The 12596-nt window shown below is 67.8% G+C and carries 11 protein-coding genes and 1 tRNA gene; 10 read left to right on the top strand and 2 right to left on the bottom strand.

Features of this window, described 5'->3' with window-relative positions:
- Positions 1-35 precede the first annotated feature (35 nt).
- Both JQT59_RS13190 and JQT59_RS13185 read left to right on the top strand, forming a co-directional pair.
- The gene (locus JQT59_RS13190) at positions 36-860 is read left to right on the top strand and encodes an oxygenase MpaB family protein (RefSeq protein ID WP_213576509.1); all 825 of its coding nucleotides are present in this window, start codon (positions 36-38) and stop codon (positions 858-860) included.
- A gap of 96 nt (positions 861-956) precedes the next feature.
- Positions 957-1030, top strand: a tRNA-Gly gene (locus tag JQT59_RS13185).
- Between the two features lie 205 nt (positions 1031-1235).
- Here the strand turns inward: JQT59_RS13185 and JQT59_RS38010 are convergent.
- Together JQT59_RS38010 and JQT59_RS13175 are read right to left on the bottom strand one after the other, a co-directional pair.
- Positions 1236-1406: an aldehyde dehydrogenase family protein gene (locus JQT59_RS38010; RefSeq protein ID WP_349307018.1), complete on the bottom strand. Its 171-nt coding sequence runs from the start codon at positions 1404-1406 to the stop codon at positions 1236-1238.
- A 382-nt stretch (positions 1407-1788) separates the two neighbouring features.
- Entirely contained in the window at positions 1789-2481 is a 693-nt protein-coding gene (locus tag JQT59_RS13175; RefSeq protein WP_213576508.1) for an SDR family NAD(P)-dependent oxidoreductase, read from the bottom strand.
- Between the two features lie 132 nt (positions 2482-2613).
- Between JQT59_RS13175 and JQT59_RS13170 the strand changes: the two genes are divergently transcribed.
- From JQT59_RS13170 to JQT59_RS13135, 8 genes are all read left to right on the top strand, one after another.
- Positions 2614-3507, top strand: a complete 894-nt coding sequence (locus JQT59_RS13170) for a LysR family transcriptional regulator (RefSeq protein WP_213576507.1) — start codon at positions 2614-2616, stop codon at positions 3505-3507.
- A 153-nt stretch (positions 3508-3660) separates the two neighbouring features.
- Positions 3661-5025 (top strand): MFS transporter, encoded by a 1365-nt coding sequence (locus tag JQT59_RS13165; protein ID WP_213576506.1) that lies wholly within the window; start codon positions 3661-3663, stop codon positions 5023-5025.
- Between the two features lie 29 nt (positions 5026-5054).
- The gene (locus JQT59_RS13160; RefSeq protein WP_213576505.1) at positions 5055-5957 is read left to right on the top strand and encodes a shikimate dehydrogenase; all 903 of its coding nucleotides are present in this window, start codon (positions 5055-5057) and stop codon (positions 5955-5957) included.
- A complete protein-coding gene (locus JQT59_RS13155; RefSeq protein ID WP_213576504.1) occupies positions 5954-7903 on the top strand; it encodes an oxidoreductase in 1950 nt (649 codons plus the stop codon). The genes JQT59_RS13160 and JQT59_RS13155 overlap by 4 nt, the downstream gene beginning before the upstream one ends.
- Positions 7900-8697, top strand: a complete 798-nt coding sequence (locus JQT59_RS13150) for an aldo/keto reductase (RefSeq protein WP_213576503.1) — start codon at positions 7900-7902, stop codon at positions 8695-8697. Before JQT59_RS13155 ends, JQT59_RS13150 begins: the two co-directional genes overlap by 4 nt.
- Entirely contained in the window at positions 8697-9794 is a 1098-nt protein-coding gene (locus JQT59_RS13145; RefSeq protein WP_213576502.1) for a Gfo/Idh/MocA family protein, read from the top strand. Before JQT59_RS13150 ends, JQT59_RS13145 begins: the two co-directional genes overlap by 1 nt.
- Entirely contained in the window at positions 9791-11515 is a 1725-nt protein-coding gene (locus JQT59_RS13140; RefSeq protein WP_213576501.1) for an FAD-dependent oxidoreductase, read from the top strand. The genes JQT59_RS13145 and JQT59_RS13140 overlap by 4 nt, the downstream gene beginning before the upstream one ends.
- Positions 11512-12339 (top strand): sugar phosphate isomerase/epimerase family protein, encoded by an 828-nt coding sequence (locus tag JQT59_RS13135; RefSeq protein WP_213576500.1) that lies wholly within the window; start codon positions 11512-11514, stop codon positions 12337-12339. The genes JQT59_RS13140 and JQT59_RS13135 overlap by 4 nt, the downstream gene beginning before the upstream one ends.
- Positions 12340-12596: the final 257 nt, after the last annotated feature.

Below are 12596 nucleotides of genomic sequence, written 5' to 3'. Positions count from 1 at the left end.
AGATCACGTCCCGTGGATGGATAACAGGAGCAACTATGTCGACGTCACTCGACGCACCCGACCGCCTCGACCAGGTCATGGACGGTGCCGGCCTACTGGCGGGCGCCGCCAACATCATCATGCAGTTGGCACATCCCGGAGTCGGGTACGGCGTGTACGAGAGTCGGGTCGAGAGCGGGCAGCTCTTCCGGCATCCGATCAAACGATCCCGCACCACGCTGACCTACCTCGTGGTCGCCGCACGGGGCACCGACGAGGAGAAAGCCGTCTTCCGTCGAGGCGTCGACCGCGCCCACGCCAAGGTGCGGTCCACCGCAGACAGCCCGGTCCAGTACGACGCTTTCGACCCCGAACTGCAGCTCTGGGTGGCCGCCTGCATTTACCGCGGATTCGAGGACGTCACCCGGGCCCTGCACGGCGACCTCTCCCCGGAGGCGTCGGCGTACTTCTACAAGGAAGGCGCCACTTTCGGCACCACCCTGCAGGTCCCACCGGAGATGTGGCCAGCCGACCGCGCCGCCTTCGAGGAGTACTGGAACCGTTCGCTGGCCAACGTGTCGATCGACGACACCATCCGTGAACATGTCCTCTCCATCGCACGACTCGAATTTCTGCCCACAATCATCTCGCGCCTCTTCGGCCCGATGAACCTGTTCTTCACCAGAGGCTTCCTCCCCCAACACTTCCGCGACGAAATGCAGCTGACCTGGAGCGAGAAGGACCAGCGACGTTTCGACCGCATCCTCCGGACCATCGGCGCCGTCAGCCGCCGCCTGCCCAACGCCCTGCGCGAACTCCCCTACAACCTGCTCATGCGCGACCTGCGGTGGCGAATCAAGTCCGGCCGACCACTCGTCTGAGCATCGGCGTGTGCGCCTCCAGCGAGACCGACATCATCTGCTAATGTTTGCCCCGCAGGGTGTTGGGCCTGCCTACGGGCGCCCAATATCATGCGCGCCGATGTAGTTCAATGGCAGAACATCAGCTTCCCAAGCTGAATACGCGGGTTCGATTCCCGTCATCGGCTCCACCAAAAGGCCTGGTCAGAGCGATTCCGTACCTGGACACTGCAGCCAAGGCTGTAGCCAGTACCTCCACTCAGATCAACCAATTACCGGACAGTCCCCGCTGGGTTCGTCAGACGGGCTACACCGGCATCGTGCTTTGCGCGGTGACCCACTGTGTTTCGGTGAGAGCATCGAGATTGGCGCCGATGCCGCCGACCCGACCGCCATTTACCGGAGGACCACTCCGCCGAACGGGACGACTGCCTCGTCACCGACGGTCTGGTCGTTGATGTGCACCAATCCGGCCGAGATCCGCTGCGCGAGTTCGAGACCTTTCATGGCATCGGCTGTCAGGATGCTCAATGACAGTCCGTAATCGGAGCTGTTGGCGATCGCCACGACTACCTCGACCGAGGTGCACGCGGCCGCTGGGGCCGCCGGGCGGGCCGAAGACCTCGTCTTGGAATGCAGGGGCAGTCAACGGTGTCTGTGCGAGCACGGTGGGCCGGTAGAAATGATCGTCGTAGACACCGCCCGCGGCGAGGGTTGCGCTCGCGCTGATGCTTTCCGTCACCAGGGACTCCAACACCCGCGGACTGGGTGGTACGGGCTGCCCGCCCTCAGCGGACGGGTCGGTGCATGGTCGGCTTCGCCTCCCACGTAGCGCCGGGAAGGCGGCGATGCGGGTCGACGGCAGATCTCGAATCCTCAGAGAAGGCAAGCTGTTTTCTGTGGGCAAGTATGCGATCAAGACGGTCCGCACGACCCTGCAAGCATCCCCTCAGTTCGACGCCCGGCCACCGCTGGCGTCGTAGACGGCGCCGGTCGAGAAGCTGAGCGCTTCCGAGCACAGCCATGCGACGAGTTCGGCGATCTCCTCGGGCCGTCCCATCCGGGCCATGGGGGTCAGGCTCCGCGACCGCGCGAGAATTGCCGGGTCGGTGCCGGCATTCATCGGGCTCTCCACCGCCGCGGGTGCCACCACGTTAGCCAGGACACCGGTTTGCGCGACCTCCTTGCCGAGTGATTTCGTCAGCACGATCACGGCTGCCTTCGACGCCGAGTAGGCGCTCTGGGTGGGATTACCATCCTTCGCGGCGATGCTCGCCAGATTCACCACCCGTCCCCAGCCGGCGTCGGCCATGGCCGGCACGAATGCGCGGCAGAGGAGGAACGTCCCGTCGACGTTGATGCGGAACGTGCGGCGCCAGTCCTCGAGGTCGACGTCGACCAGAGGGGCGGACGGTCCCACGACACCGGCGCTGTTGACGAGGATGTCGACGCGGCCGAGCCGGGCGGCGAGCTTCTCGACGGCGTCGGCGTCGGTGACGTCGAGGCGCTCGTCGGCCCCGGCTGCGACGTCGGCGGTGACGACGCGAACCCCGGCGCCGGCGAGGCGTTTCGCGCACGCCGCGCCGATTCCGCTCGCGCCGCCGGTGACGAGCGCAGTCGCGCCCTCGGGATAGGTGGCCATGGGTTTCTCCTCGCGACTGTGTGCGCATTAGTCTTTTTCTATGTGCGAAATCAGAATGATTGGTTACGCACTGTGTATGAATTGGAATATATGGCCTGGACCACTCTTGTCCAACTCGTCGAAGGGAAACCGATGGAGATTCGCTGGCTGCAGGCGTTCGTCGCCGTCGCCGAAGAACTGCATTTCGGCAGGGCTGCCGCGCGACTCCAGATGGCCCAGTCGCCGCTGAGTCAGACGGTGCGCAAACTCGAGAAGGACATCGGCGTGCCGCTATTCGAGCGAAGCACCCGCAGTGTCGCGCTGACGTCGGCCGGCCATGCGTTTCTGCCGCACGCCTACCGCATTCTCGAGAGTGTCGACATCGCGCGGCAAGCCACCCGAGCATCCGCCGGGGGCGTGTACGGCCGGATCAAGATCGGCTTCACGGGCGTGCTCAATCACCTGTCCCTGCCCCCGCTCACCCGCGCGCTCCGGCAGCGCTATCCCGACATCGAACTCACCCTCGTCGGGCGCATCATGACTCGTGAAGCTCTCTCTCAACTAGATAGTGGCGCACTCGATCTCGCGTTCGTCGGACTTCCCGTCGAGACTGCCTCGGTGTCGACCCGATTGATCCGCCGCGAGCCATTCGGGGCGGTGCTCCCGGCGGACCACCCGCTCGCGTCGGAGTCGGAGATCAACTTGCGCGACCTGGCCGAGGACGGGTTCGTCACGACACCGCTGTCGGCCGGCTCGGCGTTGCAGGAGGTCGCGATGCGAGCCTGTGTCGATGCGGGATTCCGTCCCCGCGTGGTGCAGGAGATCACCGACCCGTACATGATCCTGATGCTGGTGGCGACGGGTGTCGGCGTGGCGCTCATGACGTCGGGCATTGCAGCGCTCACGCCCCCGGGCACGGTGTTCGTGCCGCTCACCGGCGAGCCGATCTACATGAACCACGGACTGGCCTGGTCACCGCGTCGGGTATCCGACGCGCTCCGGGTGGCCCTCGCGGTGTCGGAGGACATTCTCCCCACCCCCGATTAGGACATTTTCGATCTATATCTAAGACTTTTTTTGCGCTGGACTGCGCATAGTCCGCCATGACACGCTCGTCACGGTCCGAAACTTCGTGTGAGGTGGATCACCCCCGAAGAAGCGCTTCACGGCGCACCGGACCCCTGGGACGAAAGGAACACCATGGCAAGCACGTCTACTCGTGACACCGGGGGACAACCGAACGAGAACGCCCGCCGGGCCGCCGTCTCGGGGTTCCTCGGCAGCACGCTGGAGTACTACGACTTCTTCATCTACGGGTCCGCGGCCGCGCTGGTCTTCCCGCGGATCTTCTTCCCGGGCGGAGGAGCCACGGCGACCCTGCTGTCGATCGGCACGCTCGGTGTCGCATATATCGCGCGTCCGCTCGGCGCAGTGCTGTGGGGACATCTCGGGGATCGATACGGGCGCAAGAATTCGCTGCTGGCGTGCCTCCTGCTCATGGGTATCGCGACAGTGGTCGTCGGCTGCCTGCCCACATACGACCAGATCGGCATCGCCGCACCCATCATCCTGGTGTTTCTGCGATTGCTGCAGGGCCTGTCGGCAGGCGGCGAATCGCCGGGATCCTCCGCGTTGACTCTCGAGCACGCGCCGGACAACCGTCGTTCGTTCTACACCTCGTTCACCATGAGCGGCATCATGTTCGGCATCGTGATCTCGAGCCTGGTGTTCATTCCCGTGGCCGCGCTGCCGGATGACGCGCTCTACTCGTGGGGCTGGCGTGTGCCCTTCCTCCTCAGCATCGTCGTGACGGGTGTAGCGGTTTGGCTGCGTCGCAAGCTCGACGAACCGGAGGTCTTCGAAGAGTTGAAGGAACACGACGATACGGCGGGCATTCCCGTGGTCGAGATGTTCCGCTCACACTGGCGCACCGTGATCCGCATCAGCCTCAGCGCAACGTTTGCGATGATCAACACCATCGTCAACGTCTTCGCGTTGGCGTATGCGGTGCAGGTCGCCGGGCTCGAACGCTCCACGATGCTGTGGGCCATCGCCGTCGCCAACTTCGTCGCGGTCCTCACCCAGCCGCTGTTCGGAATGCTCGCCGACCGGATCGGCCGCAAACCGGTGTTCGTGACGGGCGCCGTCGGTGCCGCGGGCATGGTGTTCGTGTTCTTTCACGCGATCGGAACGGGCAGCGCGCCAATGGTGTTCGCGGCCGGCATCGTTCTGATCGGCCTGTTCTACGCAATGCCCAACGGCGTGTACCCCGCGTACTTCCCCGAGCAGTTCCCCGCCAAGGTCCGGTACACCGGAATGGCCGTAAGTCTCATGCTGGGACTATTGGTCGCCGGCTTCACCCCGGCCATCGCGCAGTGGCTGTCGGCGGGTGACACCGCGAACTGGGCCCCAGTCGCCTGGATGTGCCTGGGCTTCGCGCTGCTGTCGTCGGTCGCCGCGCTCACCGGTCCCGAGACGTACCGCACACCCACCGAGCAGCTCGGCGAACCCGGTACGACAACGGCCGGCACGCGGCACCAGGCGCTCGTCCGCACCGACGCCTGACCGGACCTTCACCACTGCAGGAGATTTTCATGCACCCCCTATCCACCCGGCACCGGATCCGCCTCGTCGGGGCAGGGATCGCCACGTCCCTGTCGCCGGCGCTGCACGAACACGAGGCCGCCGCCGTCGGCCTGACCGACTACCGCTACGACCTGATCGACGTCGCGGCGGAGGGCATTCCCGTCGACCGTTCCGGCGAGGCGCTGCGCCAGGCCGTCGCAGCGGGTTGCACCGGACTCAACGTCACCCATCCGTGCAAGCAGGTGGTCGTCGACTCCCTCGACGAATTGTCCGGCAACGCGCGACTTCTCGGTGCCGTCAACACCGTCGTCGTTCGTGACGGGCGGTTGATCGGTCACAACACCGACCACAGCGGATTCCTCGCGGCGCTGCGCCGGGGACTGCCCGAGGCCAGGCTCGGCCGCGTCGTCCTCGCCGGTGCGGGCGGTGCCGGTTCGGCCGTCGCCTACGCGCTCGCCGCCGCCGGAGTGACGGACCTGCAGGTCGCCGACCTCGACCCGGCCCGTGCGGCGAATGTCTGCGCGCGCCTCGCGGCGGGCTTCCCGCAGACGCGGGTCACGGCCATTTCCCTCGACGCGATAGAAGCGAACCTGGAACACTGCGACGGCGTCGTCAACGCTTCCCCGATCGGCATGGTCGGACATCCTGGAACGCCGTTCGACACCGACGCGCTCCATCCCGGATTGTGGGTCGCCGACATCGTCTACCGCCCGCTGCAAACCGAACTCGTCGCGGCAGCAACCGCTCTCGGCTGTGATGTGCTCGACGGCGGTCAGATGCTCGTCGCTCAGGCGGCCGACACGTTCGCCCTCCTCACCGGCATCACGCCCGACCCCGACCGCATGCGACGTCACCTCGGCGAACTACTCACCGATCAGTGCGCCCCGACCGTTCTCGAGGAGTCCCGATGACCGCGCGTCCGTTCGCCGCACCACTCGACCTGGGTAACGTGCGACTCCGCAACCGCTTCGTGTCGGCGCCGATGGAGCGCAACTACTGCGAGGTCGACGGCACCATGACCGACGAGTACATCGCGTACCTCGAGCGCCGTGCGGCGGGCGGCGCAGCTCTCGTCTTCACCGAGGCCAGCTACGTGCGGGCCGACGGCAAGGGCCGTATCCGGCAGATGGGTGTGGACGTCGACGAGCGCATCCCGGGCATCGCGAAGATGGCCGAGGCGATCCATGCGCAGGGCGCGCTCGTCGGCGTCGAACTCAATCACGGCGGCCGCACCGCGCAGGGTTCCGTCAGCGGATTCGTCCCCGTCGCACCGTCACCGATCCCGTGCGCGGTGGTCGGCGGCGAAATGCCCGAGCAACTCGACGGCGACGACATCTTGCACATCATCGAATGCTTCGGCGAGGCCGCCGCGCGCTGTCAACAGGCCGGGGTCGACGTGATCTCGCTGCACGGCGGCCACGGCTACCTCATCCACCAGTTTCTCTCGCCGGCGTACAACCACCGCGACGACGAGTGGGCCGATCCGGCACTGTTCGTCAACAAGGTAATCGACGCCGTGCGAGCGATGGCGCCGGGTATCGCTCTCGGACTGCGGTTCTCGGCGTTCGAGGCCGTCGACGGCGGTCTCGACGCGGAGACGACTCGCGCCCGGATCGACGCGATCGACACCGACCGGCTCGACTTCCTCGACGTCTCCGCCGGCAACTACGAATCCGGGCAGTGGATCATCCAACCCGGCGAGTGGCCGCGCGGGCTCCTCGCCCCGTTCTCCGAGCAGTACACGCGGGACTTCAACCTCCCCGTCGGAGTCGCAGGCCGGATCAGCTCACCCGAGGTCGCGGCGCAGATCATCGAAGCCGGGCAGGCCGACTTCGTCAGCATGGCCCGCACTCTGCACGCCGACCCGGACTTCCCGAACCGCGCCCTGGACGGGGGCCGGTACCGGCCCTGCATCGCCTGCAACTACTGCATCGACAGCCTCGCCGCCGGACCCGTTCCGTGCTCGGTCAATCCGTGGGTGGGCCGAGAACTCGAGGAGCCGGCGAAACCGGCGGCCGCGGCGGTGCGTGTCGCCGTCGTCGGCGGCGGGCCGTCTGGGATGGCGGCCGCCCGCGACCTCGCGCTCGCCGGGCACCGTGTCGACCTTTACGACGAACGCGGCAGTCTCGGTGGAGATTTCGCGTTGGCCTCGCGACTGCACGAGTACCCCGAGTACTCACGGATCGTCGACTGGTACGTCGCCGAGATCGCCGACCTCGACATCACCTGCCACACCGGCACCCGGGTCGATGCCGCCGCACTGGCCGGCCTGGACTTCGACGCCGTCGTGCTCGCGACGGGCGGCCGCGGACCCGAGGTCGACGTCCCCGGGGCCGACACCCGGAGGATCCGCGACGTCCGCGAGTTCCTGCAATCCGGAGACCCCGCACCCGCGGCGATCACGATCTTCGGCGCCGACCGGGAAGCGGCCGCGGTCGCCGACGACCTGCTCCAGCACGGCACGAAAGTGGTCATGATCGGCCCGCAGGAGACGATCGCCCACGACGTCGGCCGGCGTGGAAAGATCGTGCTGCTGCCGCGGCTCGCGGAGAGTGCGAACCTCACCACCCACCTGTCGTCGATCGTGACGCGGATCGAGAAAGACCGGGTGGTGATCTCGACCGCCGGAGACGAACGGGTGGTGGACGCTCCCGGCGAACTGCTGATCTCGCACGGCGTCGAGCCGCGCACCGACCTGCTCGCCGCAGTGCGGGCGCTGGCACCGCGACTCGGCGTTCACACGGTCGGTGACGCGAGTGGCGACGGCGGCTCCATCCACGCCGCTCTCGTCACCGCAGCCGACGTCGCCACGAAGATCACCGCGGCCGCCGAAGCTCGCGAGGAGGTCAGCGCATGATGGACATCCCGCCCCTCGGTCTCGGGACCTGGCCACTGACCGGCCCGGACGCCACCCGGGCCGTGCTGTCCGGCATCGAGGCCGGCTACCGGCTCGTCGACACCGCCACGATCTACGACAACGAGGAGGCAGTGGGTGTGGCGCTCGCGGAGTGCGGTCTGCCCCGCGAGGAACTGTTCGTCACCACGAAACTGCGTGGGAGCGATCACGTGTCGGGCGACATCCGCGGCGCGGTCGAGCGCAGCCTGAAGAACCTGGGACTCGATCGGCTCGACCTGTTCCTCATCCACTGGCCGCTGCCACGCCACGACAGGTACGTGGCGGCGTTCGAGGCGATGCTCGCGTGCCGCGACGCCGGCCTCGTCCGCTACGTCGGCGTCTCCAATTTCCTGGAGACGCACCTGCGACGCGTCGTCACCGAGACCGGGGAAGCGCCGGCAGTCAACCAGATCCAGATGGACCCGTCGCTCGCCCGGCTACCCGTCCGGCGCGTGAACGACGAACTCGGCGTGTTCACGCAGTCGTGGAGCCCGCTGGGCCGCGGCGAGGCGCTCGACTCACCTGTGGTCACCGACATCGCCCGGCGTCTCGACGGCACCCCCGCACAGGTGGTCCTGGCCTGGCACTTCGCGCAGGGTGTCGTGCCGATCGCGAGATCCGCGAATCGTGCGCGCCAGGCCGAGAACCTGGCCGCCCTCGGCGTGCGGCTCACCGCCGACGACGTGGCCGCCCTGAACCGTCTCGACCGCGGCGAGTCCGCGGCCCGGGACGTCGAAACCGAGGAGCACTACTGATGGCCCTACGTATCGGCATCGTCGGCTGCGGCAAGATTGCCGGCAACCACGCCCGGGCCTTGCAGCAGGTACCCGGCGTCGAGCTGGTCGGCTGCTGCGACAACGACGTCGACCGCGCCCGCGAGTTCGCATCCGCGCACGGCATCGCGCGGGCCGTCGATTCGGTGGAGGAGTTGACCGACCTCGGCCTCGATGCGTGCACCGTCTGCACCCCGCATCCGGTGCACGAGGAGGTGGTCGTCGCGGCTGCCGAGGCCGGGATCCACGTGCTGTGCGAGAAGCCGGTCGCGGTCGACGTCGCCGCGGCCGACCGGATGATCGCGGCCGCCGACCGCGCGGGCATCACGTTCGGGGTGCTGTTTCAGCGCCGGTTCTGGCCTGCCGCGAGGCGTATCAGGACGGCCATCGACGACGGCCGCATCGGTATTCCGGTGCTGGGTGAGGCGTCGGTGCTTCTGCGCCGCCCGTCGTCCTACTACTCCGCCGACGAGTGGCGCGGACGGTGGGACACCGACGGCGGTGGTGTCCTCATGACACAGGCCGTGCATCAGATCGACCTGCTCCAGTGGTTCATGGGTGAGGCCGTCTCGGTGAGCGGCTCCATCCGCACCCACACACACGGCGACCACATCGAGACCGAGGACAGCGCGTCCGCCGTCGTCTCGTTCGCGTCGGGCGGCACGGCTACCGTCACCGCGACCACCGGCGCCAACCACAACCTCGGCAACCGGGTCACCGTGATCGGGCAGACCGGTGCGATTGCGAGCGTCCTCGAGTTCCCGGAGGGCAGGGAGGGAGTCAACGAGATCTGGACGGTCCCCGGCGAAGTGGAGTTCCGCGCCCCGTTCACCCCCGACGTCCGCGCCAATCTCGACGTCACCGAAGTCAATGCCGGGCTCGCGGACTTCCACACACTCCAGGTGCAGGACTTCGCGGACGCCGTCCTGACCGGTCGCGACCCTGCCGTCACCGGACGTGACGCGCGCGCCTCGCTGGCGATCATCGCGGCAATCTACGAGTCTTCACGCACCGGCCGGGTCGTCGACCTCACGCCCGCACCGACTTTCGCAACGACATCCGCTCAGGAGACGCTATGACCCCCGAACACACCATCGCCACCTATGACGTCGTCGTCATCGGCTCCGGAGCGGGCGGTCTGTCCGCCGCCGTCGCCGCAGCCGACGGGGGCGCCTCCGTCCTCGTCGTCGAGAAGGCGGACACGTGCGGCGGCGCGACGGCATGGTCCGGCGGCTGGATGTGGACGCCGCGGAACCTGTTCGCGCACGCGGACGGCGTGAACGAGGACAGCTCGCTGCCGCGCACCTATCTCGAGCACCGACTCGGTGAGAACTTCGACGCCGCCAAGGTCGACGCCCTGCTCGACGGCGCACCGGAGATGGTGGAGTTCTTCGAGAAGAAGACGGCGCTGCAGTTCGTTCCGGGCGCGAAGATCGCCGACATCCACGGCGACACACCGGGTGCAGGCACGGGGCACCGCTCCGTCGGGCCGAAGCCGGTGAGCCTCCGGAAACTCGGCCCCGACGTCGCGGCGCTCCTGCGTCGCCAGCTCTACGAGACGTCATTCCTCGGCATGGGCATCATGGCCGGTCCGGACCTCCAGGCCTTCCTGCACTCGACCCGCTCGGCGAAGGCGTTCGCGCACTGCGCCCGCAGGGTGTCCACGCACCTGCTCGACCTCGCCACGACACGCCGCGGCCAGCAACTGGTCAACGGCACCGCGCTCGTCGGCCGGCTACTGCGGTCCGCGCTCGACGCCGGCGTCGAGATCCGCGTGAGCACGGCGGCCACCGCGCTGACCACCGACTCCGCGGGCACCGTCACCGGTGTCCGGCTGGAGGGCCCGGATGGGGCCTACTCCGTGTCCGCCCGCCACGGAGTCGTCCTCGCGACAGGCGGCTTCAGTCGCGACGTCGACCGGCGCCGCGAACTTTTTCCCCGCACACCCACGGGCCGTGAACACTGGACCCTCACCCCGCCCACGACCACCGGCGACGGCATCACCCTCGGCGAATCGGTCGGCGGCCGACTCGACCGCTCGGTCGCGTCCCCGGTGGCGTACTGCCCGGTGTCGATCATCCGGTACCGCAACGGCAAAGAGGGTGTGTTCCCACACATCCTCGACCGCGGAAAGCCAGGCGTCATCGGCGTTCTCGCCGACGGCCGCCGCTTCGTCAACGAGGCCCTCGGCTACCACGACTACACCCTCGCGATGGTCGAACAGGTCCCCGACGGCGACGAGGTCTGCTCCTGGTTGATCGCCGACCAGCGGTACCTGCGGTACTTCCCGCTCGGCATGGCCAAGCCGCTGCCGATCCCGACGTGGCCGTACCTGAAATCCGGCTACCTCACCCGCGGCCGCACGGTGCGCGAACTGGCCGAGAAGATCGGCGTCGACCCCGACGGCCTGGAGAAGACGGTCGCAGCGTTCAACGAGGGCGCCCGCGACGGCGTCGACCCCGAGTTCGGCCGCGGCACCACACCCTTCACCGTCGGCTCCGGCGACCCCGACAACCCGTGGCCCAACCCCTCCCTCGCACCGCTCGAAGAAGGCCCGTTCTACGCGGTCAAGGTGGTGCCCGGCAGCTTCGGTACGTTCGCCGGTCTGGTCACCGACAGCATGTCCCGGGTACTGAACGACGAAGACCAGCCGATCGACGGGCTGTTCGCCGTCGGGGTCGACCAGTCCAGCGTCATGGGGGGCCACTACCCGTCCGGCGGTATCAACCTCGGCCCAGCCATGACCTTCGGCTACCTCACCGGTCGCCACCTCGCCTCGCCGACAGGAGATCTGCGATGACCGCCCCACTCGGACTCGCCGCACTCACCGTGCTCGACACCGCGCCGCTGCAGCAGGTGGACCTCGCGGAGAAGCACGGCTTCGACACCATCGGGATCCGGCTGCTGCCCGCCGCGCCCGGCACCACCGCCTACCCGCTGCACGAGGACGACGCCGCCCTCGATGCACTGATCCGTCGCCTCGACGATTCGCCGATCGAGGTGTTCGATCTCGAAATCGTCCGACTGGGAGTCGATTTCGACCCGAAGTCGTACGTTCCGCTGCTCGAGGCGGGCGCACGCCTCGGCGCGAAGGCCGTGCTCGTCGGCGGCGACGACCGCGACCGGGCCCGGCTCACCGACTCCTATGCCCGGCTGGCGGAACTGTGCGGGCAGTACGGCATCGTCGCGAGCCTCGAGTTCATGCCGTGGACGGCTGTGCCCGACGCGACCACCGCGGTCGAGATCGTGTCGCAGGCCGATGGGCCGGCGCGAAGCGTACTGATCGACGCTCTGCATGCCGCCCGTTCTACGACGACCCTCGGCGACCTGGCGGCGATCCCACGCGAGTGGCTGCATTACGCGCAGATGTGCGACGGTTCGGTGCCTGCACCGACCAACGACGCCGAACTCGTCCGCCACGCGCGGGAGGAACGGCTCGTGCCCGGCACCGGGGGCATCAACCTCACCGACATCTGGTCGACACTGCCCCCCGACCTCCCCGTGAGCGTCGAACTGCCCAACGAACCCCTCCGCCGGGCGGTCGGCACCGATGCGTGGCTCGACCGACTCGTCACCCAGACACGAAGAGTTCTCGACACGAATCGCACCACTCCAGCCCACTGACCACAATCGATGCGACACGAAGGCGGCCCTGCATCTCGCGAGCTGGGGACCGTCGACGACGTGCTGTGGGATTGCGCGGGGCCAGGCCGAGGATCAGGCGGATCACATCAGCCAGAGCGAACTTCACGGTGCGACAAGTGCATAGAGGGGAACGGACCGAGTAGCCGGCAATGTAAATCCACCTGATGAGTGTTCACAGTCCCGGGATCACACTTAGACATGGCACCGATCACGAAGTACTGCAGTGCGCATCCACT

It is taken from the genome of Rhodococcus sp. USK13 (assembly GCF_018343855.1).
In the GTDB taxonomy this organism is placed as follows: Bacteria; Actinomycetota; Actinomycetes; order Mycobacteriales; family Mycobacteriaceae; genus Rhodococcus_F; species Rhodococcus_F oxybenzonivorans.
Note: the sequence above shows the minus strand (reverse complement) of the source record. Positions and strands in the feature narration are given on the sequence as shown.